The 20,203-nt window shown below is 72.0% G+C and carries 19 protein-coding genes; 13 read left to right on the plus strand and 6 right to left on the minus strand.

Translation table 11 applies throughout. The features are described from left to right. Positions 1–15: 15 nt before the first annotated feature. Positions 16–1,050 carry a zinc-binding dehydrogenase gene (locus tag VQH23_RS04995; RefSeq protein WP_338666058.1) on the minus strand — a complete coding sequence of 345 codons (1,035 nt, stop codon included), beginning with the start codon at positions 1,048–1,050 and terminating at the stop codon, positions 16–18. 119 nt (positions 1,051–1,169) lie between these two features. On the opposite strand from VQH23_RS04995, the gene VQH23_RS05000 reads away from it, so the two are divergent. Beyond that, positions 1,170–1,769, plus strand: coding sequence for a TetR/AcrR family transcriptional regulator (locus tag VQH23_RS05000; protein WP_338664521.1), 600 nt, complete (start codon positions 1,170–1,172; stop codon positions 1,767–1,769). 121 nt (positions 1,770–1,890) lie between these two features. Here VQH23_RS05000 and VQH23_RS05005 read toward each other — a convergent pair whose 3' ends face one another. Next, entirely contained in the window at positions 1,891–2,826 is a 936-nt protein-coding gene (locus VQH23_RS05005) for an alpha/beta hydrolase (protein WP_338664522.1), read from the minus strand. A gap of 74 nt (positions 2,827–2,900) precedes the next feature. Between VQH23_RS05005 and VQH23_RS05010 the strand changes: the two genes are divergently transcribed. Beyond that, a complete protein-coding gene (locus tag VQH23_RS05010; RefSeq protein WP_338664523.1) occupies positions 2,901–3,488 on the plus strand; it encodes a TetR family transcriptional regulator in 588 nt (195 codons plus the stop codon). Between the two features lie 58 nt (positions 3,489–3,546). On the opposite strand, the gene VQH23_RS05015 is transcribed toward VQH23_RS05010, so the two are convergent. Next, positions 3,547–4,521 carry a tripartite tricarboxylate transporter substrate binding protein gene (locus VQH23_RS05015; protein WP_338664524.1) on the minus strand — a complete coding sequence of 325 codons (975 nt, stop codon included), beginning with the start codon at positions 4,519–4,521 and terminating at the stop codon, positions 3,547–3,549. 188 nt (positions 4,522–4,709) lie between these two features. On the opposite strand from VQH23_RS05015, the gene VQH23_RS05020 reads away from it, so the two are divergent. The 6 genes from VQH23_RS05020 (at position 4,710) to VQH23_RS05045 (ending at position 11,338) form a co-directional block, all read left to right on the plus strand. Further along, positions 4,710–6,197, plus strand: coding sequence for an aldehyde dehydrogenase family protein (locus VQH23_RS05020; RefSeq protein WP_338664525.1), 1,488 nt, complete (start codon positions 4,710–4,712; stop codon positions 6,195–6,197). After that, the gene (locus VQH23_RS05025; RefSeq protein ID WP_338664526.1) at positions 6,194–6,904 is read left to right on the plus strand and encodes a class II aldolase/adducin family protein; all 711 of its coding nucleotides are present in this window, start codon (positions 6,194–6,196) and stop codon (positions 6,902–6,904) included. Before VQH23_RS05020 ends, VQH23_RS05025 begins: the two co-directional genes overlap by 4 nt. A 100-nt stretch (positions 6,905–7,004) precedes the next feature. Then, positions 7,005–7,763, plus strand: coding sequence for an IclR family transcriptional regulator C-terminal domain-containing protein (locus tag VQH23_RS05030; protein WP_338664527.1), 759 nt, complete (start codon positions 7,005–7,007; stop codon positions 7,761–7,763). Positions 7,764–7,932: 169 nt separating this feature from the next. Continuing rightward, positions 7,933–8,766 (plus strand): VOC family protein, encoded by an 834-nt coding sequence (locus VQH23_RS05035; RefSeq protein ID WP_338664528.1) that lies wholly within the window; start codon positions 7,933–7,935, stop codon positions 8,764–8,766. A gap of 29 nt (positions 8,767–8,795) precedes the next feature. Beyond that, the gene (locus tag VQH23_RS05040; RefSeq protein WP_338664529.1) at positions 8,796–9,650 is read left to right on the plus strand and encodes a fumarylacetoacetate hydrolase family protein; all 855 of its coding nucleotides are present in this window, start codon (positions 8,796–8,798) and stop codon (positions 9,648–9,650) included. A 29-nt stretch (positions 9,651–9,679) separates the two neighbouring features. Further along, the gene (locus VQH23_RS05045; RefSeq protein ID WP_338664530.1) at positions 9,680–11,338 is read left to right on the plus strand and encodes a bifunctional 3-(3-hydroxy-phenyl)propionate/3-hydroxycinnamic acid hydroxylase; all 1,659 of its coding nucleotides are present in this window, start codon (positions 9,680–9,682) and stop codon (positions 11,336–11,338) included. Between the two features lie 23 nt (positions 11,339–11,361). Here VQH23_RS05045 and VQH23_RS05050 read toward each other — a convergent pair whose 3' ends face one another. Continuing rightward, positions 11,362–11,976 carry a MarR family winged helix-turn-helix transcriptional regulator gene (locus VQH23_RS05050; RefSeq protein ID WP_338664531.1) on the minus strand — a complete coding sequence of 205 codons (615 nt, stop codon included), beginning with the start codon at positions 11,974–11,976 and terminating at the stop codon, positions 11,362–11,364. Between the two features lie 131 nt (positions 11,977–12,107). On the opposite strand from VQH23_RS05050, the gene VQH23_RS05055 reads away from it, so the two are divergent. Further along, a complete protein-coding gene (locus VQH23_RS05055) occupies positions 12,108–13,247 on the plus strand; it encodes an LLM class flavin-dependent oxidoreductase (RefSeq protein ID WP_338664532.1) in 1,140 nt (379 codons plus the stop codon). Positions 13,248–13,534: 287 nt separating this feature from the next. Here the strand turns inward: VQH23_RS05055 and VQH23_RS05060 are convergent, their stop codons facing one another. Together VQH23_RS05060 and VQH23_RS05065 are read right to left on the minus strand one after the other, a co-directional pair. Next, complete coding sequence (locus VQH23_RS05060; protein WP_338664533.1) at positions 13,535–15,151, minus strand: ABC transporter substrate-binding protein; 1,617 nt, start codon at positions 15,149–15,151, stop codon at positions 13,535–13,537. Between the two features lie 47 nt (positions 15,152–15,198). After that, positions 15,199–16,050: a polysaccharide deacetylase family protein gene (locus VQH23_RS05065; protein WP_338664534.1), complete on the minus strand. Its 852-nt coding sequence runs from the start codon at positions 16,048–16,050 to the stop codon at positions 15,199–15,201. Positions 16,051–16,174: 124 nt separating this feature from the next. Between VQH23_RS05065 and VQH23_RS05070 the strand changes: the two genes are divergently transcribed. From VQH23_RS05070 to VQH23_RS05085, 4 genes are all read left to right on the plus strand, one after another. Beyond that, on the plus strand, positions 16,175–17,107 hold the full coding sequence (locus tag VQH23_RS05070) for an alpha/beta hydrolase (protein ID WP_338664535.1): 933 nt from the start codon (positions 16,175–16,177) through the stop codon (positions 17,105–17,107). A 10-nt stretch (positions 17,108–17,117) separates the two neighbouring features. Further along, positions 17,118–18,011: an alpha/beta hydrolase gene (locus VQH23_RS05075; RefSeq protein ID WP_338664536.1), complete on the plus strand. Its 894-nt coding sequence runs from the start codon at positions 17,118–17,120 to the stop codon at positions 18,009–18,011. Then, complete coding sequence (locus VQH23_RS05080) at positions 18,008–18,787, plus strand: SDR family NAD(P)-dependent oxidoreductase (protein ID WP_338664537.1); 780 nt, start codon at positions 18,008–18,010, stop codon at positions 18,785–18,787. Before VQH23_RS05075 ends, VQH23_RS05080 begins: the two co-directional genes overlap by 4 nt. A gap of 274 nt (positions 18,788–19,061) precedes the next feature. After that, complete coding sequence (locus VQH23_RS05085) at positions 19,062–19,940, plus strand: LysR family transcriptional regulator (RefSeq protein WP_338664538.1); 879 nt, start codon at positions 19,062–19,064, stop codon at positions 19,938–19,940. Positions 19,941–20,203: the final 263 nt, after the last annotated feature.

Genomic DNA, 20,203 nt, shown 5'->3' on the forward strand with positions numbered 1-20,203 from the left:
GGTGGGGGTTGTGTCTCAGCCCTCGCCGAGCCGCACGACGGGCTTGCCGAAGTTGCCGCCCTCGAGCAGGCCGATGAACGCCTCGGGCGCCTTCTCCAGCCCCTGCACGACGTCCTCCCGCCAGCGCAGCCGGCCTTCGGCAACCCAGGCGGTCGCCTCGCGCAGGAAGTCGGGCCGCTGCGCCTCTGCGAACTCCGTCTGGATGAAGCCGCGCACCGTCACGCTGCGGTAGAGGAGCTCGTGCATGGTGCCGGGCAGGCGATCCGCGCCGCCGCCCCGCGAGGCGTCGTTGTAGTGGGCGGTCTGGCCGCAGAGGGGGATGCGCGCGTACGGGTTGAGAAGCGGCAGCACCGCGTCCCAGACCTTTCCCCCGATGAGCTCGAAGTAGACGTCGATCCCGTCCGGGCAGGCACGGGCCAGGGCCTCGGCGAAATCGGGCGCCGCGTGGTCGACGACCGCGTCGAAGCCCAGCTCGTCCTTGACGTAGGCGAGCTTGTCGCGGCCGGTGGTGATGCCGACGGCGCGCGCGCCCCCGATCCGGGCGATCTGGCCGACGGCGGAGCCCACCGCGCCGCTCGCGGCGGCCACCACCACCGTCTCTCCCGGCCTCGGCCGGCCGATGTTGCGCAGGCCCGCATAGGCGGTGAAGCCCGGCATGCCGAGGACGCCCAGCGCCGCGGAGACGGGCGCGATGGCCGGATCGATGCGGCTCAGCCCGGTTCCGTCCGAGATGGCGAAGCGCTGCCAGCCGGAATGGGACAGGACGGTGTCGCCCTCCCTCCAATCGGGATGGCGGGACTGCCGCACCCGGGCGACCACCTCGCCGGCCAGGACCTCCCCGATCCCGATGCGGTCTCCATAGGGCCTCGGCTCGCTCATCAGCCCGCGCAGGTAAGGGTCGAGCGAGAGGAAAGCCGTCTCCAGCAGGACCTCGCCCTCGCCCTCGCCCGGGCCTGGGAGGGGCACGGTCTCGTGCCGGAAGTCGCTCGGGCGAGGCCGGCCCTCCGGGCGCGCCGCGAGGACGACCCGCTCGTTTTGGATGTCGGTGATGGCGGAAAACCCTTACAGGTGGCCGGAGGCGTAGTTACATACGCCTCGTATGAACTGGAGATAAGACATACAGGCCGTATGTCAATACACCGGGTTCTTGCCGGTGAAATGGAGCGGGCATGGTGCGCCGACGGCGTGACGAGATGATCGAGGAGACGCGCGGCAAGCTCATCGCCGCCGGGCGCCGGGCCTTCGCCGCCAAGGGCTACGCGGCAGCCTCCATGGACGAGCTGACGGCCGAGGTCGGGCTCACGCGCGGCGCGCTCTACCACAACTTCGGCGACAAGAAGGGCCTGCTCCGGGCCGTGATCGAGAGGATGGACGTGGAGATGTCCGCGCGGCTGCGGGAGGTGGCCGACCGGGCGGAGACCCCGTGGCTCGGCCTCATCGACGAGAGCATCGCCTATATCGAGATGGCGCTGGAGCCGGAGATCCAGCGGATCGTGCTGCTGGATGGCCCGGCCGTGCTCGGCGATCCGTCGGGCTGGCCCGGCCAGAACACCTGCCTGGTCGCGACAACCCGGACGATCCAGGCGCTGATCGATTCGGGCACGGTGCATCCGGTCGATGCCGAGGCGGCGGCGCGGCTGGTCAACGGGGCCGCCCTCAACGCCGCCCTCTGGGTCGCCGCGTCCGACGACCCGCCCGCCGTCCTCGCCAGGGCGGTCGAGGCGTTTCGCTGCCTCGTCTCCGGCCTTCTGAGGAAGGGCCGGGAGTAGGCGGCCCCTCAGGACGGTGCGGCCCGGAGCCGCGGCCGCCGAGGCAGCGAGGGGCCGCCCTGCCCGGGGACGCCGTCGCGCGATCGCAGGACCCTCCGGCAGCGGGACAGGCACGGCAGGATCAGCGCAGGGTCGCGAGGAAGCGGAGCAGCGCCGCGTTCACCGCCGCGGGCGTCTCGAGCTGCGGCCAGTGCCCGGCCTCGGGCACGATCTCGAAGCCGCGCAGGTCCTTCAGCGCCTTCCGCATTCCCTCCTCGGTCGGCAGGCGCACGGCGTTCAGCCCGTCCCGCGCGCCGGTCAGGAAGGAGCTGGGCTGGCGGATGATCGCGCCGGAATAGACGCCCGAGGCGACGGCGTAGAAGGGGTCGATGGCGCGATAGTAGTTGAGGGCTCCGTGAAAGCCGGTGCGCGAGAAGCTGGCGACGGCTTCCCCGACATAGTCCGGGTCGATGCCGCGAAGCGGCTCGGGCGCGGGGCGGAGCAGGCCGCGCGCGGGGTCGAAGGGATCCCAGCGGGTGGCCTCCGGCGCCTGGCCGGAGGTCCAGTAGAGGTTGCCAGGGATGGTCACGGCCGCGTCGGCCCAGAGCCCGTCCGCCTCGGGCCGCATCTGGTCGAACATGTAGAAGCCGGTGCGGCCGGAGGCGCGGATGGCGTCGAGGAAGGTCGGGCCGCCCGGCTGGATGAAGGGGACGCTGATGCCGAGGACGGCGCGGAACCGGTCGGGCCGCATCATCGCCGCGTTCCAGGCGACGGAGGCGCCGAAATCGTGGCCCACAACGACCGCCTCCGGGATGGCGAGCCGGTCGAGGATGCCGACGAGATCGCCGACCGTCTGGAAAGGCGTGTAGGCCTCGGCGGCGGCGGGGGCGTCGCTCCGGCCGTAGCCGCGCATGTCCGGGGCCAGGGCGCGGTAGCCCGCGGCGGCGACGGCCTGCATCTGCGCCAGCCAGCTCGCCCCGATGGCGGGAAAGCCGTGGCAGAACAGGACGGCCGGCCCCTCCCCCAGCTCGGCCACGTGGAGGCCGATCCCGTTCGCGATCAGGCGGTGGTGGGGCATGGATGAGGTCCTCCTTCGCCTTCCCCGGCGGATGCCGCTGGCCAGCGCAATACAAGTGTATTAGATAACGGGCCATGGGCAAGGACACGCAGCGCGGCCGACTGGTCGCCACGGCCGCGGAGGTCTTCCACGCGCGCGGCTACGCCGCCACCGGCGTGCGGGAGGTGGCCGGGGAGGCCGGCGTCCCGCACGGGTCGCTCACGAACCACTTCCGCTCCAAGGAGGCGCTCGGTCTCGCGGCGCTCGACCACTACGCCGAGCGGCTGGAGGCGACGATGGCGGCGACCCTTGCCAACCCGGACCTGGCACCGCGGGAGCGCCTCGAGGCCTATTTCGATCGGATCGAGGCGCTGCTGGACGATGGCGGCTTCCGGCGCGGCTGCCTCGTCGTCGATCTCGCGGCCGAGATCCCGCCGCACAGCGAGGCGATCCGCATCAGGCTCGCCGAGGTCATGTCGAGGCAGTCCGGCGCTTTCGAGGAGGTGCTGGCGGCGATGCTGGCGGGGCGTGACGGCGGGAGGGCCGGCGACCTCGGCGCCTTCCTGATGGCGGCCTGGCAGGGGACGATGCTGCGCGTGAAGGTCGAGCGATCCGCCCAGCCCCTGCGCCGCTTCCGGCGCGTGCTGGCGCGCGAGTACCCGCCGCGCGCGGCCGGGGCCTGACCTCGCGGGGGAGAATGGGGCGCCACCCTGGGCCACCGCCGGACATCCAGGCGGCGCGCTACTCGGGCTCGATCCCGGCCTCCCGCGCGGCCGCCGACCAGCGCCGCAGATCGGCCGCGATCAGTTCGGCGAAGGCGTGCGCGGGCCTGAACCGGACGTCGAAGCCGATGGCTGCCAGTCGGGAACGCAGTTCGGGCCGCGCCACGATCCGGCCGAGAGCGTCGGACAGGGCGGCGCCGACCTCGTTGGGCACGCCGGCCGGGGCCACCACACCCATCCAGCCCTCGACCTCGAAGGCGGGGATGCCGGCCTCCCGCAGCGTCGGCACCTCCGGCAGGAGGGAGGAGCGCTGCCCGCCCATGACGGCGATCGGCGTCAGCGCCTCCGCCCGGATCTGGCCGATGCTCGCGATGACATCGAGGATGACGGCGTCGACCCGCCCCGCCGAGATGTCGGTCAGCGCCTGCGCGGCGGAGCTGTAGGGGACGTTGGTCACCGAAAAGCCGGCACTCCGCGCGAGGCTGCTCATGCCCAGCAGGCCGTGGGCATTCGCCGAGGCGGCGGTGACGCCCGAGGGCTGCGCCTTTGCCCAGGACACGAACTCGGCGGCCCCACGCGCGGGGACGCGCCGAGCCGCCAACAGGACGAAGCTGATGCTGCCGAGGTAGGCCGCGGCCGTGAAGTCACGGACCGGGTCGTAGTCCAGGCGGCGCATCAGGGCGGGGTTGCCCGCATGGGTCGTGTTCGTCGCCATGAGGACCGTCTGCCCATCCGGCCGGGCGCGGGCCACGAAGGATGCGGCCAGGGCGCCGTTCGCGCCCGGCCGGTTCTCCACCACCACCCCGGCCCCGATTTCCTCCGCGAGGAGGGGAGCGACGACACGGGATACGGCGTCCGTCCCCGATCCTGCCGCGAAGCCGACGACGAGCGAGACCGGGCGGGACGGCTTCCACGCGGCGCGCGCCGGCCGCGCAGCCGTCAGCGGTGGAAGCGTCGCCAGCAAAGCCCGGCGGGAGAGGTGCGACGACGCCATGGCGGGGACCTCCGATCCATCCCACGACCAACCTAACGATCGCTCCTTATTATCACAATACGATAATTATGAGTTGACCTGCTTTCTGGGTCCCCATCATACAAGGGTGGCTCCGGATGGAGCGGGCTCCCGCACGGGTTCCCGGCCGGTGCGGTTCCTCAACGCTGCCAATCCCGCAGGAGACGACCATGCCCCTCGACCATCCCGTGCCCACCGGGCTCGTCCTGCCGCAGCGGAACGGGCTGTTCTACGATGGCGCCTGGCACGCGCCGCTGGGCGGGCGCATGAGCGAGAGCGTCAGCCCGGCCACGGGCAAGCCGCTCGGCCAGGCCTCGGTCGCGCTGGCCGAGGACGTGGACGCGGCCGTGGCCGCCGCGCAGGCCGGGTTCCGGGAATGGCGGCGCGTGCCGCCGCTGGAGCGGGCGAAGATCCTGCGCCGCATCGCCGCCGTGATCCGCGAGCACGGGGCGGAGCTGGCGATGCTGGACGCGGCCGATGGCGGCAACCCCGTGACGGAGATGCGGAGCGACGCCGACGTCGCGGCCAACCTGCTGGAGTTCCACGCCGGGCTGGTGACGGAGATGAAGGGCCACTCCGTCCCCATGGGGCCGGACGCGGTGAACTTCACCATGCGCCAGCCCTACGGCGTGGTGGCGCGTATCGTCGCCTTCAACCACCCTTTCATGTTCTCCGCCGGCCGCATGGCGGCGCCGCTGGCCGCGGGCAATGCCGTCATCATGAAGCCGCCCGAGCAGGCGCCGCTCTCCGGCCTGCGCCTCGCGGAGCTCGTCGGCGGCCTGCTGCCCAGGGGCGTGTTCGGCCTCATCACCGGCGGGCGCGAGGCCGGGGAGGCGCTGGCGGCGCATCCCGGCGTCGCCATGGTCACGCTCATCGGCAGCGTGCCGACCGGGCGCGCGGTGATGCGGGGCGCCGCCGAGCGCCTGAAGCCCGTGCTGCTGGAACTCGGCGGCAAGAACGCCCTCATCGCCTTCCCCGACGCCGATCCGGACGAGGTGGCGGCGGGCGCCGTGCAGGGCATGAACTACACCTGGTGCGGCCAGTCCTGCGGCTCGATGAGCCGCGTCTTCCTGCACGACAGCATCCACGACGCGGTGGTGGAGCGCATCCGCGCCCGCATCGCGCATTTCCGCCCGGGGATGCCGACCGATCCGGCGACGACCATGGGCGCCATCGTCTCCCGCGCGCAGTACGACCGGGTGCTGGGCTACATCGAGGCCGGCCGGGCGGAGGGCGCGCGGCTGCTCTGCGGCGGCGGCCCGCCCGCGGATCCCGCGCTGCGGGACGGGCTGTTCATCGAGCCGACGGTCTTCACGGGCGTCCGCCAGTCCATGCGGATCGCCTCCGAGGAGATCTTCGGCCCGGTGCAGTCCGTGCTGCGCTGGACGGACGAGGCGGCGATGCTGGCCGAGGTGAACAGCGTGGAGTACGGCCTGACCTGCGCGATCTACACCAACGACGTGCGCCGCGCCCACCGCATGGCGGCGGAGGTGGAGGCGGGCTACGTCTGGATCAACAAGGTCAGCACCCACTTCCTCGGCACGCCGTTCGGCGGGTGGAAGCAGTCCGGCATCGGCCGGGACGAGTGCCTGGAGGAGCTGCTGTTCTTCACGCAGGAGAAGAACGTGCACGTCAACCTGAAGGCCCACGGCGCGTGACAGGAGTGGAAGCGCAGGCCGAGCTGGCGCTCGCCAACCGGATCCTGGCCCTCCGGGGCGTGGTGGACGCCTTCGGGCATGTCAGCGCGCGGCACCCGGAACGGCCGGACCGCTTCCTGATCGCGCGCAACATGGCCCCGGCGCGCGTCACGCCCGGAGACGTGGTGGAGCTGGACCTGGACGGCGAGGCGGTCGATCCGGCGGCGCCGCGCTCCTATCTCGAGCGCTTCATCCACGCCGCCCTCTACCGCGCGCGGCCCGACGTCATGGCCGTGGTGCACAGCCACTCCCCCTCCGTCGTGCCGCTGGGGGCGGTGCGGGGGATGACGCTGCGCTGCGTCTGCCACATGGGGGGCTTCATCGGCGCGGGCGCGCCGGTGTTCGAGATCCGGGACCATGCCGGGCCCGCGACCAGCCTGCTCATCACCGACAACCGGCTGGGGGACGCCCTGGCGGGCACCCTGGCCGATGCCGCGGTGGTGCTGATGCGCGGCCACGGCTCCACCGTGGTGGGGGGCTCCGTCCCACAGGCGGTCTTCCGGGCGGTCTATGCCGAGGTCGGCGCGCGGATGCAGTGCGAGGCGATGCGGCTGGGCGAGGTGGTCTACCTCACGGAGGAGGAGGCCAGGGCCGCCGCCCTGGCGAATGACGGGCAGATCGGCCGTGCCTGGTCTCTCTGGGCGGAGGAGGCCGCGGCAGGGGGGTAGCCGCCGCCCTTGCCGGGACCTGCGAGGTGGCCGAGATGGAGGGCCGGGCCGCAGGGGAGAGGGGCAGCATGGACGCGACGCACGGGCGAAGGGCGGCAGCGTGAGCGGCTTCCAGCGCTACGCGGATCTGCTCAACCTCTTCGACGAGGGGCGCAGCGACTGGAGCATCCCCGCCATCTCGGAGGCGCTCGGCGTCCCCTCCAGCACGATCTACCGGACCGTGCGGGAGCTGATGGCGGAGGGCTTTCTGGAGCCCGCGCTGGAGGGCCACTACCGCCTCGGCTCCGCCTTTATCGCCTTCGAGCGCCTGATCCGGACCACGGACCCGATCGTGCGGATCGGCGGCGAGCTGCTGCCCGACATCGTGGCCCAGGCGCGCGTCCCGGCCGTCGCCGTGCTCGCGCGCCTCTTTGGCCGGCAGGTGATGTGCGTGGCCGATGCCGCGCCCCCCGGGGCGGCCGTGCGGACGAGCTACGAGCGCGGGCGGCCGCGGCCGATGCTGCGCGGCGCCACCTCCAAGGTCATCCTGGCGCAGCTCCCCTCCCGCCGGCTGAACCGGCTGCTGGAGACGGAGGTGGATCCGCATCCGCTGGCGCCGGAGCCGGTGGCCTTGCGCGCGGAGCTGACGGCCATCCGCCGGCGCGGCTACTGCATCACCCGCGGCGAGGTGGATGAGGGCGTGGTCGGCATCGCCGCCCCCGTTCCCGTGCCCGAGCGGGCGCTGGTGGCGAGCCTGAGCCTCGTGGTCAGTGAGGCCGCACTGGACGACGCGACCGAGCGGCGGCTGACGCTGCTGGTCGTCTCCACGGCCAACATCATGACGGAGGAGCTCCGGCGGCTGGGGCAGGTGCCGGGCTGAGGTGCTGGCCGGGCAGCCGCGGCGAGCGGGCGGCATCCACAGTGCCAACTCTCCGCCAGAAGCCCTGCCATCAGCGGGCCGTAGCATCCTAATTATCGTAATTCGATAATTTCGTCTTGCATCGCTGCCGCTGACGCTTCATATCGGCTCTCACGTGAGGGAGCCGACGATGTCGACAGCGGTCAGCGCGGGCACATACCTGCACCACATGCAGCTCCTCAGCGGCGATCCCGCAGGGCTCGCCGCCTTCTACGCGGACGCCATGGACATGACGGCCCGCCCGCAGGACGGGGAGGGCTGGATCGCCGAGGGACCGGGGCGACGGGTCCTCTTCGCCAGGGGTGCGGACAAGACTCTCGGCTACTGCGCTTTCGCCTGCCGCGACGGCGAGGGGCTGGCCGCCATCCGCGCCCGCGCGGAGGTCCAGGGGGCGGCGATCCTGCCCTCCCCCAGCCCGCTCTTCGGCGCCGAGGCCTTCGCGGTGAGAGACCCGGACGGCAACACGGTGGCCTTCGGGCTCGGGGGGGCGGAGCCGCCGCGCAAGGGGCTGCGCGGGCCGTTGCAGCACCTCACCCTCGCCACGCAACAGCCGGAGGCGATCGAGGCCTTCTACACGGGCACGCTGGGCTTCCTCACCAGCGACTACGTGCGCGACGCCGAGGGGAGGGTGCAGACCTGCTGGATGCGCTCGAACCACGAGCACCACACCATGGCCTGCTTCCGCCACAGCCGGCAGGGCATCGACCACCACAGCTACGAGGCCGGCGACTGGTCCGTGATCAAGGATTGGTGCGACCGCATGGGCGACCGGCGCATCCGCATCATCTGGGGCCCCGGCCGGCACGGGCCCGGCAACAACCTCTTCCTCTTCATCGAGGACCCGGACGGGAACTGGATCGAGGTGAGCGCCGAGCTGGAGGTGGTCTACGGCCGCCCGGCGGGGGAATGGCCGCACGAGGAGCGCAGCCTCAACCTATGGGGCCACGGCATCCTCCGGACCTGACGTGACAGCGACCGACAAGGACGACGATCATGAAGCTTGCGAGTTTCCGCATTGGCGGCACGGAGAGCTGGGGCCTGGTCGAGGATGGGGCGGTGGTGGACCTCGGCGCCGTGCTGCGCGGCCGGCTGCCCGACCTGAAGTCGGCCATCGCCGCGGGTGCCCTGCCCGAGCTGCGCGGCAGCGCCGGCGGCGCGCCGCGCCACGCGCTCTCCGCGGTCGAGTGGCTGCCGGTGATCCCGAACCCCGACAAGATCCTCTGCATTGGGCTGAACTACGAGAACCACCGCAAGGAGACGGGTCGCAGCGAGGTCGGGCACCCCACGATCTTCGCCCGCTACGCCAACAGCCAGATCGGCCACGGGTCGGACCTCATCCGTCCGCGCGTCTCGACGGAGCTGGACTACGAGGGCGAGCTGGCGGTGATCATCGGCACCCCTGGCCGCCATATCGCGAAGGCCGACGCCTTCGCCCATGTCGCGGGCTACGCCTGCTACAACGACGGCAGCGTGCGGGACTGGCAGCGCCACACGCACCAGTTCACGCCGGGCAAGAACTTCGCGGGGACCGGCGCCTTCGGCCCCTGGATGGTCACGCCGGACGAGCTGCCCGATCTGGACGCCCGGCGTTTGCAGACCCGCGTGAACGGTGCGGTGGTGCAGGACGCGCGGCTGGGGGAAATGATCTTCGATATCCCCACGCAGATCGCCTACCTCTCCGCCTTCACGCGGCTGGAGCCCGGCGACGTCATCGCCAGCGGCACGCCGGGCGGCGTGGGCGCCAAGCGCAGCCCGCCCCTGTGGCTGAAGCCCGGCGACAGGGTGGAGGTGGAGATCGACGGCGTGGGCCTGCTGGAGAACGGCGTGGCGGACGAGGCCGCCGGCTGAGGGCGGCGGGACGGGGAGAGGGCGGTGCGATGGACGGGGTGGGGCGGCACTATCCGGTCGCGGTGATCGGCAGCGGGCCGACGGGGCTGACCCTGGCGAACCTCCTCGGCCGCTTCGGCGTGGCCGTGCTGCTGGTGGAGCGCAACGCGGCGACGGTGCAGGAGCCGCGCGCCGTGTCCATCGACGATGAATCGCTGCGGACCATGCAGGCCGCCGGGGTGGTGGCCGAGGTGCTGCGGCACGTCGTCACCGGCTACGGCTCGCACTACTACACCGCACGCCGCAAGGTCTTCGCGCGGGTGGAGCCGACCGGCCGCCCCTACGGCTACCCCCGCCGCAACGCCTTCCGCCAGCCGGTCCTGGAAGGGCAGCTCCGCGCGGCGCTGGGCCGCTTCCCGCGGGTGGAGACGCTCTACGGCTGGCGGCTGCTGGGCTACGCGCAGGACGAGGCGCGCGCGACGCTGGAACTCGAAGGCCCCGGGGGCACGCGGCGCCAGGTCACCTGCGACTACCTCGTCGGGTGCGACGGCGCGTCTAGCCGCGTCCGCGAGCTGCAGGGCGTGGCGCTGGAGGGGACGACCTTCGACGAGCGCTGGCTCATCCTGGATCTCGAGAACAACGAGAACACGACGAAGCACACCGAGGTCTTCTGCGACCGGCGCCGCCCCTGCATCACCTTGCCCGGCCCCGACCGCACGCGCCGCTTCGAGTTCAAGCTCATGCCCGGCGAGACGGACGAGGCGATGCTCGCCCCCGCCACCGTGGAGCGCCTGCTGCGCGACCACGGCGCCGACCCGCGCGCGGCGCTGCGGCGCAAGGTGGTCTACCGCTTCCACGCGCGCGTGGCGCCGCGCTGGGCCTTCGGGCGCGTGTTCCTGGCGGGGGATGCGGCGCACCTGACGCCGCCCTTTGCCGGGCAGGGCATGAACAGCGGCATCCGCGACGCGCACAACCTGGCCTGGAAGCTCGCGGCCGTGCTGGAGGGCCGGCTCGGCCCCGGCCTCCTGGACAGCTACGAGACAGAGCGCCGCGACCACATCTGGGGCATGGTGCGGCTGGCGCTCAGCATGGGGAAGGTGATGGCGCCGCGGAGCTGGCTGCACGGGGCGCTCACCCAGGCGGGCTTCCGTGCCCTCGGCATATGGCCGCCGGCGCGCGATTACGTGGCGCAGATGCGCTACAAGCCGCCCCCGCGCTTCCATGAGGGCTTCCTGCTGCCGGACGGCCGCGGCCGCCGCTCGCCCGTCGGCCGGCTCCTGCCGCAGCCCCTCGTCGCGCTGCCGGACGGGCGGGAGGTGCTGCTCGACGAGGTGCTGGGCAACCGCTTCGTCCTGCTCCTCCGCACCGCGGATCCGGCGGCGGAGTTCGCGCGGCTGGACGCGCCGCTCTGGGATGCGCTGGGGGCGGTGCGCGTGGCCGTCCTGCCCGCGGGAGGGGCGATGCCCGACGTGGCCGGAGTGGCGGTGGTGCGGGAGACGGACGCGGCGCTGGCCTTCCCGCGCCACCAGGGCTGCGCCCTCCTCCTCCGGCCGGACCACTACGTCGCGGCGGTCATCCCGCTGGCACGGCCGGGGCCGGCGATCGCGGCGCTGGAGGCCATGCTGGGCAGCACCCTTCGCGGGGCGCAGCGGGCCCTGTCCGGCCCGGCCGGTCCCAGCACCCCGGCTGCAGCGGCTGACCGGTCCTGACACCTCGCGGCCAGCGGGGCGGGTCACCCGGGGGCGTGCGGCCCGTCCTGCTCCTCCTCGAGGCCGGTCCTGACCTTCGCCAGCAGCGACAGGAGCTGCTCCACCTCGCTGTTGGTGAGGTGCTGCAGGGCCGCCTCGTTCCCGGCGACCGCGACCTGCATCATGTCCCGGCGCATGCTGCGCCCCCTCTCTGTCAGGAAGACGTGCACCACCCGCCGGTCCGTCTCGCTCCGCTGGCGGCGCACCAGGTCCAGCCGCTCCATCTGGTTCAGCGCCACCACCACGGAGGGACCCATCAGCCGCACGCGCCGGGCCAGCTCGTTCTGCGCCAGCCCGTCCTCCTCGTAGAGGGCCCAGAGGTATCCCCAGTGCGAGACGGAGGAGCCGTGCTGGCGCAGCGTGTCCTGCACCCGCCCGCGGAAGATGCGGTGCAGGTCCCGGAACTGGAAGCCGATGTTCCAGGGGCCGGCGTAGAGCTCCTGCCGCTTCCTCGCCGGCCAGCGCGCACGCTCCTGCCTGCCCGCCGCCACGGTGCTGCCGCGCGGGTCCGGCCGTGCGGGCTCCGGCATCCTGGGGCCGGGACCGGGACCGGGGCCGGGACTGGGGAGGGTGCGCTTCGGCAAGATCGGTCTCTCCATGAACAGCGCCGCTCCTAGGCCATGAAGCCCTTCGCCGCCAGGACGAATGGAAAATAGGTAGTTATCTATCTTTCTTGTGCCATGATGGCCCGCCCGCCGCGATCGGTCCGGCGCCGGGCAGAGGAGGAGCCATGAACGCCACCAATCCCATCTTCGGCCCGAACCGCCTGAAGATCGGCGTGTTCGGCCTCAACGGGAAAGGCTCCGCCCACACGCTGGTGCCGGAGGCTTACAAGCCCACCTGGCCCAACGTGCTGGAGGCGGCCCGGCTGGCCGACGGGGCGGGCTACGAGGCCCTTGTCGCCTATGCCCGCTGGAAGGGCTACATCCCCGGCCGCGTCTCCCACCCCGCGGGGATCATCCTCGATCCCTTCACCTTCTGCGCGGGCCTGGCGCAGGCCACGACCCACGCCGCCGTGGTCACCACCAGCCACGCGCCGACCATCCACCCGATCGCCGCCGCCAAGCAGTGCGCGACGATCGACGTCATCTCCGGCGGGCGGCTGGGCCTGAACGTCGTGGCCGGCTGGAACCGGCCGGAGCTGGAGATGTTCGGGGCGCCCCTGCGCGAGCACACGGACCGCTACGCCCACCTCGCCGAATGGCTCGCCGTGATCGAGCGGCTCTGGACCAGCGAGGAGGAGTTCGACTTCGAGGGCGAGTTCTTCAAGGTCACCGGCGGCATGTCCATGCCCGGGCCCGTCCAGCGCCCGCGCCCGCCCGTGATGTGCGCCGGCGGCTCCGACATCGGCCGCCGCTTCGCCTGCGAGCACGGAGACATGTGCTTCATCCTTCTCCACTCCGAGAAGCCCGAGGACTGGGCGCGCCAGATCGCCGACTACAAGACCTTCGCGAGAGAGGAGTTCGGCCGCACCGTGCAGGTCTGGACCTACGCCCCCGTCGTCCAGCGCGACACGCAGGAGGAAGCCGATCGCTACCTGCAGCACTACTCCGTCGAGATGGCCGACGAGGAGAGCCTCGACGGCTGGATCAGCGGCAACGTCGCCAACAGCAAGGGCCAGCCCTCCGACGTGCTCTCCCGCATGCGCCGGGGCCTGGCGGCCGGTGGCGGCGGCACCCGCTTCGTCGGCACCGCGGAGGCCATCGCCGCCAAGCTCCACGAGCTCTCCGACGCCGGGCTGGACGGCATCCTTTTCACCTGGGTCGACTTCGCGGACGGTCTGCGCCGCATGAACCGCGATATCCTGCCGTTGCTGGAGGCCCGCGGCCTGCGCCAGCCCTTCCGGCCGGCATCCGGCCACGCGGCCTGATCGGGTTCCCTGGCGGCCCCAGGGAGGCGCTGCCTCCCTGGAACCCTCCGCCAGGAGCCTGAGGCTCCTGGACCTGCATCGGGCTACCGCGGATGCGATGATCGCTTAGCAGCACCGAGCGCTTTTCGGCACCGTGTCGGCCCGGGCGGGCCTGATGGTCGCCTGAGGTCAATGACCTCAGGCGCGCATCCAGCGTCGCATGCCGCGGCAGCCCTGTAGAGAAAGATGATGGGGGTTCCAGGGGGGAGAATTCCTTCTTCCCCCTGGAGGCCGCCCCGACCGAACCCTCAGCGCCCGGCGCGCTCCAGGTTCCACATCACGGGAAAACCGAAGTCGATCACGCCCCGCAGCTCCGCCCGCCACACGGCGGGGCTGGCGAACTGCCCGCCGATCGGCAGCAGAGCCTGCTCGAAGGAGATGCGCTGCATCTCGCCCGCGATCACCCGGCGACGGATTGGATCCTGCTCCGCCTCGAAGCGCTCCAGGGCTTTGGCGAGGTCGGGGTTGCAGAAGCTCCAGGGCTGGATGTTCGTGCAGTTGAAGCCGACGCCGAAGTTGCTCAGCGGGTTGGCCACGTCGAATCCCGTGAAGATGATGGGCAGCAGGTTCCACCCGCCCTGGTCGACCGTGGCATTGCGGATCCAGCGCTGCGCGTGGGAGGACCAGTCCGAGGTCTGGACATCCAGGTTGAGGCCGGCGCGCTTCAGCCGGTCCATCATCACCAGCCCGATCGGGTTGATGAGCGCGGAATCGGCGGGCTGCATGTAGACGATGCGCTCGCCCCTGTAGCCGGCCTGCTGGATCAGGGCGCGCGCCCGCTCCAGGCTCGTGTCTCGGATGAGGTCGCTGCCCTCCTCGCTGGCGTAGAAGGTGCCGCAGCCGTAGATCGTGACGCAGTCCGTGCGCATGAGGCTCTCCGGCACGCCCTCGGCCGCGATGATCTCCGGCCGGTCCATCGCCATCTGCACGGCGCGGCGCATCAGCACGTTGTCGAAGGGCGGCTGCAGGTGGTTCATGCTGATGGCGGCGATGATCTCGGCCGGGCCCCGCGCCCGCGCCAGGACCAGGTTCCGGTCGCGCCCGAAGCGGGCGATGAAGTCGGTGGGCGCGTACTCCAGGTAATCCACCTCGCCGCGCTGGATGGCGGCGGCGCGGAGGCCGGGATCGGACATGGTGACGAACTCGACGCGCGAGGCGCGGGCCACCTTCCCGCCCGCCAGCCCGTCCGCGGGCTCGTCGCGCGGCCGGTAGCGCGGGTTGGGGACGAAGGCCGCGCGCTCGCCCGGGATCCACTCGTCCCTGAGGAAGAGGAAGGGACCGGAGCCGACGATCTCCGCCACCGGCGTGCCCGGCGGCGTGCTGCCGGCAATCCTCGCCGGCATGATGAAGGGCGTCTGCACGCTCGGCTTGCCCAGCGCCTCGATCACGGATCCGAAGGGGCGGGACAGCACGATCTCGAAGGTGCGGGGATCGACGGCCCGCATCTCCTTCGTCGCGTTCATCAGGCGGCGGCCGAGCGCGTCCCTGGCGCCCCAGCGCTTCAGCGACGCGACGCAATCCTCTGCCGTCACGGGCGCGCCATCGCTGAACTCGAGCCCCGGGCGCAGCACAAAGGTCCAGGTCAGCCCGTCCTCGCTTATCCGCCAGCCCTCCAGCATCTGGGGCCGGTACTCGCCCTTGCTGTCCATGGCGACGAGGGTGTCGAAGACCATGTAGGCGAAGTTGCGCGTCACGAAGGGGCCGATCACCGGGTCCAGCGTCTGCAGCCCGACATTCAGCACCAGCCGGATCGGCCGCTCCTGCCGCTGGGCCTGCCCTTGGGCCTGCGCGGGCGTGGCCAGGAAGGCGGCGCTGGCGAGAAGGGCGGCCGCGAGGGTGCCGCGCAGACTGCTTGCGATCGTCATCGGGATCGTCCTTTCAGGAGGGGTCCGCGCCAGGGGCGCCGCGCCGGTCAGCCCTTCAGCCGTTCCAGTGCCATCTCAGCGATGTCGCGCTTGCGCGGGTGGAACACGCCCTCATGCGACCTCGCGTAGGAGAGCATGCGGCGGATGGTCGGGATCAGCGTCGGGCGCCCGGCCATGTGGGCGTGCAGCGTGATGTCGATCCACCGCCCCTGCCCTTCGTGCTGCGCCTCGGCGTAGATCGCGTCGAAGGTGTCCTTGAACCCCTCCCACATCACGGAGGGCGGGTTGCGGGAGAGGACCCAGTGGCTGATGTCGTTGGTGGAGAGCGCCTGGCGCGGCAGGATCACCAGCGGCCCGTGCGGCGTGCCCTCCAGGAAGGGCAGGTCGTCGCTCACGTCGTCGCCGTGCCAGAGATAGCCCTGCTCGCGCAGCAGCGCCGCCGTGTGGTCCGATCCCGTGCTGCCCGGGCTGCTCCAGCCCACGGGTCGGATGCCCGTCACCCCCTCCAGCACCTCCGTGCAGCGCCGGATCTCCTCGCGCTCCACCTCCGGCGAGGCGTCCTTGGCGTAGACGTCGTTCGCCCAGCCATGGCCGTTCACCTCGTGCCCTTCCTCCGCGCACATGCGCACGATCTCCGGGTGCCGTTCCGCCGCTAGGCCGTTGGTGGACATGGAGGCCTTCACGCCGAACTCGTCCAGCACGTTCAGCATGCGCCAGATGCCCGCCTTCCAGCCGTAATCGCCGTAGGAGAGCGAGAAGTTGTCCTTCTTCCCCGGGGTGCCGATGTAGCTGAACTGGCTCTGGTTGATGAAGGCCTCGAAGGGCAGGCCGACCGTCACGGCCACGCGGTGCCCGCCCGGCCAGGTCCATTCGCGGGGGAAGCGGGGGCGGCCGGGCATGGGCATCTCCGTCGTCGGCGTGTGCGGGCCGCAGGATAGGCAGAGCGCCGAGGCCAGGACAAGAAGATTGATAGTTATCTACTGATATGCTGGACTGCCGCCGCGCGCCGCAGGGAGACAGGTGATGGATGTCGTGACGTTGGGCCAGGGAAAGCCGGCCGATCCCCTCCCGCTCCCGCCCCGGCAGTTCATCGATGTCGGCGGCGTCCGCACGGCCTACCACGAGGCGGGAGCAGGGCCGGAGACGCTGGTCCTCATCTACGGCGGGAATTTCGGCGGCGCCGATTCCGCCTCCTCCGCCTATGCCTGGAACATGCAGGTCGCGCCGCTGGCGCGGCGCTTCCGCGTGGTGGTGCCCGACAAGATCGGCCAGGGCTTCACCGATCCGCCGCTGCGGGACGAGGACTACACGATGGGGGCCGTGGTCGCGCATATTCGCGACTTCCTGGTGGCGATGGGGCTGCCGCCCGTGCACATCGTCGGCCATTCCCGGGGCGGCTTCGCCTCCGCGCGCCTCGCGATGGAGCGGCCGGACCTCATCCGGTCGCTGACCATCGTCACCAGCGGCACGCTCAGCCCGGGCGTCGGCACGAACGAGGTGGTCCTGGCCCGCCCGCCGCACCCGCCCTTCACCCGGGAATCCGCCCGCTGGGTCTACGAGAACTACTGCTTCCGCAAGGAGGTGGTGACGGAAGCCTGGATGGACGTGGTGATGGAGACGCTCTCAGACCCGAACTACCGGCGCGGGGTGGACAAGATCGTCGGCGAGGGCCTCGGCGGCCGCCTTTTCCTGCCCGACCTCGCCCGGTACAAGCGCGAGACGCTCACCTGGATCGACGAGGGCCGGCTGCAGCGCCCGACCCAGGTGATCTGGGGCTTCAACGACCGCACCGCGCTGGTGGAGCGCGGGATGGAGCTGTTCGAGCGCATCGCCCGGCACGAGCGCCGCACCACCTTCAACGTGTTCAACGAGTCCGGCCATTTCCCCTACCGGGAGCACCCCGAGCGCTTCAACGCGCTGCTCGCCGGTTTCGTCGATCTCCACAGTGCGCGCTGAGGATCCGCCCGTGACCGAACTCGCCTCCCGCACCATCCAGGCAGACGGCATTTCCACCCAAATTCTCCAGGGCGGCACCGGGCCCGGCCCGGCTGTGGTGCTGCTGCACGGCGGCACGCCCGGTCTCGTGCCCTATGCCGGGGGGTCGCACCTCTGGGGCGCCCTGCCCGGGGTCCTGGCCCGCGCGCGCCGGGTGATCGCGATCGACTCCCCCGGCAGCGGCGGCACCCCCGCCGGCGACGGGCCGCTGACGGTGGAGATCATGGCACGCCACGCGGCCGCGGCCATCGCCGCCGTGGCGGATGGCCCCGTGCACCTCGTCGGGCACGACATCGGCGGGCTGGTCGGGGCGCTGGTGGCGCTCGACCAGCCGGGCCTCCTCGCCTCCCTGGCCATCGTCGCCAGCGCGGCCGCGGCGCCGAGCGGCGACGGGGTGGACAACCTCACCTTCCTCGGCGCGCCCACGCCCGCCACCACGCGCCAGGCGCAGTTCTGGGCCTTCGATCGCATGTCCTACGCCCATCACCACATCGATGCCGCGCTGCTGGACGGGGCGGTGGCGGCGGCGGAGGGCGAGGCGCACCGGGCGGCGCTGCGCCGCATGGCGGACCCGGCCGCGGCAGCCGCCCTGGGCGGCAGCATCATGCGGGCCAAGTTCGGCGTGTTCCGGGCGGCGCGGGAGGGTGCCTTCCCCGTGCCCACCCAGATCATCGCGGCGGCGGAGGATCCGCTCGTCTCCCGCGACCACATGCTCTGGCTCTTCCGCATCATCGCGCAGCACCAGCCGGCCACGCAGTTCCACCTGATCAACCGGAGCGGCAGCTTCCCCTTCCGCGAGCAGCCGGAACCCTTCCTGCACGTCCTGACCGCCTTCCAGGACGGGCTGATGGCGGAGGCCGCGTGAGCACGGCGCCGCTGCACGGCCGCCTCGCCGTCGTCACCGGCGCGGCGGAGGGGATCGGGGCCGTGATCGCGCGCGCCCTGGCGGCCGCCGGGGCGAACCTGGCCGCCGTGGACGTGCGGCCGGTGGACCTCTCCCGCCTTGTCGCGCCGGGACAGCGCGCCCAGGCCTTCGCCTGCGACGTCACCTCCTCCCCCCAGGTCGCGGAGACCTGCCGGGCCATCCTGGACACGATGGGGCCCGTCTCCATCCTCGTGAACAACGCGGGCGGGGGCGGGGACGAGCCCGGCGACAACATCGAGACGCTGACGGATGAGCAGTGGGAGCACGTGCTCTCGTTGAACCTTTCCGCGGCGATGCGCTTCTGCCGGGGGCTGGTGGGGTCCATGCGCGCGGCGCGCCAGGGCCGGATCATCAACATCTCCTCGACCCTGCGGAACGGCTTCCACGGCCCGGTCGGCACGATGCGCGGGCGGCTGCCCTACATCACGGCGAAGATGGCCCTGGTGGGGCTCACGCGGCAGCTGGCCAACGACCTCGGCGCGGACGGCATCACCGCCAACATCGTCTCGCCCGGGCTGACGCTGCCCGGCCCGGAGGCGAAGATCACGCGGCGCTACAATGCCCTGCCCCCGGAGGAGAAGCACCGGCTCACCGGGCACATCCCCGCCGGCCGTCCGGCAACGGGAGAGGACGTCGCCAACGCCGTTCTCTTCCTGTCCTTGCCTTCCAGCGCCTATGTCAGCGGACAGACCATCGACGTCAGCGGCGGCCCCTGATGAGCCGGTCGGCCCATTCCTGCTTCCGCATCGTGTCCGGTCGCGTCCGGCAAGCGGATGAACCGCCGGGGGTGTGACCTCCCGGGCGGCGGGTGCGGTGGTTCGCTTCCGGCCTGACCTGTCCGGGGCAGGCGGAAGGGGGCAGGCGCTGGACATCCGAAACGGTGGGCCGGGGCGCGAGCACGCTTCGGCGGCCGGCGAAGGCTCGCATTCCCGCCATCGGCGCGTTACCACTCGATCCCGGGATCTCGCGTCACGGTCCGAGGAACGCCGAATGGACACTGAAGACCTCCGCACCTTCGTCGAGGTGGCGGATGCCGGCGGCGTTTCCCATGCGGCGCGTCGCCTTGGCCTGTCCAAGTCGATCATCAGCCGTGGCATCGCGCGTCTGGAAGCGGAGCTGGGTGTCCAGCTGCTGGCGCGCAGCACGCGCGGCATGGCCCTCACGGAGGCCGGAACCGCCTTCCGCGAGTACGCGGCCAAGGCGGTGGCCGACACGGACCAGGCGAGGGAGGCGATCGTGCCGGAGGGTGAGCTCCGCGGCCGCCTGCGCGTGTCGGCGCCGCTGACCTTCGGCCCGAAGCACTTCGCGCCGGCGCTGGCCGAGATGGCGCGGCGCCATCCGCAGCTCCACATCCAGACCTGCTACACGGACCGTTTCGTCGATCTGGTCGCGGAAGGGTTCGATTGCGCGATACGGGTCGGCTACCTGCAGGACTCCAACCTCGTCGCGCGGCGCGTCGGCCCGGTCACGGGAAAGCTCGTGGCCAGCCCGGCCTACCTCCGGGCGCGGGGCGCGCCGGCGACCCCGGGTGAGATCGCCGGCCACGAGGCACTCATGCAGGGCACCGAGTCCTGGCAGTTCCTCGACCGCGGCAGGGTCGTCAGCGTGCGTCCGCAAGGCCGCTTCAAGGCCGATAACGGCACGGCCCTGGTATCGGCCGCGCTCGCCGGCATAGGCCTGGGCTACCTACCGTCCGACTTCGTCGATGAGCACATCGAATCCGGTGCGCTCATCGAGGTCATGCCCCAGCACCCGCTTCCCCCGGCGGGCGCCTACGTCCTGCGGCCGCCAGGGCAGAACCCCTCGCGGAAGATCCGCGTGCTCACCGAGTTGCTGATCGAGCACTGCAATCCCGGCGAGCAGGCCTGAGGGCATGACGCCGACCTGCGCGGGGCCCCGCTGCGGGTAGGCGCCGTTCCGTAGCCGTGCCCGATGAGGACCGGGCGCCGGCCGCGCTCAGGCAGGGACACGTCTCCGGCCGATCGGACATGTCCGCACCCCCAGCGACGACGTCCGCCTCCGCCCATCATGGCGCGTTCCCGGCGCTGCTCGTTCCCCAAGGCGCGACGCGGCTTCACGGAAGGCGAATCTTCCCCTCGGACAGGCCGGACGCGAAGCTTCGGCCGTTCGAT

Source organism: Pararoseomonas sp. SCSIO 73927 (genome assembly GCF_037040815.1).
Taxonomy (GTDB): Bacteria; Pseudomonadota; Alphaproteobacteria; order Acetobacterales; family Acetobacteraceae; genus Roseomonas.

Coding starts and splice junctions, on each gene's coding strand:
- VQH23_RS05000 (WP_338664521.1), top strand. CDS start 1,170: ATGGTGCGCCGACGGCGTGACGAGATGATCGAGGAGACGCGCGGCAAG.
- VQH23_RS05005 (WP_338664522.1), bottom strand. CDS start 2,826: ATGCCCCACCACCGCCTGATCGCGAACGGGATCGGCCTCCACGTGGCC.
- VQH23_RS05010 (WP_338664523.1), top strand. CDS start 2,901: ATGGGCAAGGACACGCAGCGCGGCCGACTGGTCGCCACGGCCGCGGAG.
- VQH23_RS05015 (WP_338664524.1), bottom strand. CDS start 4,521: ATGGCGTCGTCGCACCTCTCCCGCCGGGCTTTGCTGGCGACGCTTCCA.
- VQH23_RS05020 (WP_338664525.1), top strand. CDS start 4,710: ATGCCCCTCGACCATCCCGTGCCCACCGGGCTCGTCCTGCCGCAGCGG.
- VQH23_RS05035 (WP_338664528.1), top strand. CDS start 7,933: ATGTCGACAGCGGTCAGCGCGGGCACATACCTGCACCACATGCAGCTC.
- VQH23_RS05040 (WP_338664529.1), top strand. CDS start 8,796: ATGAAGCTTGCGAGTTTCCGCATTGGCGGCACGGAGAGCTGGGGCCTG.
- VQH23_RS05045 (WP_338664530.1), top strand. CDS start 9,680: ATGGACGGGGTGGGGCGGCACTATCCGGTCGCGGTGATCGGCAGCGGG.
- VQH23_RS05050 (WP_338664531.1), bottom strand. CDS start 11,976: ATGGAGAGACCGATCTTGCCGAAGCGCACCCTCCCCAGTCCCGGCCCC.
- VQH23_RS05055 (WP_338664532.1), top strand. CDS start 12,108: ATGAACGCCACCAATCCCATCTTCGGCCCGAACCGCCTGAAGATCGGC.
- VQH23_RS05060 (WP_338664533.1), bottom strand. CDS start 15,151: ATGACGATCGCAAGCAGTCTGCGCGGCACCCTCGCGGCCGCCCTTCTC.
- VQH23_RS05065 (WP_338664534.1), bottom strand. CDS start 16,050: ATGCCCGGCCGCCCCCGCTTCCCCCGCGAATGGACCTGGCCGGGCGGG.
- VQH23_RS05070 (WP_338664535.1), top strand. CDS start 16,175: ATGGATGTCGTGACGTTGGGCCAGGGAAAGCCGGCCGATCCCCTCCCG.
- VQH23_RS05085 (WP_338664538.1), top strand. CDS start 19,062: ATGGACACTGAAGACCTCCGCACCTTCGTCGAGGTGGCGGATGCCGGC.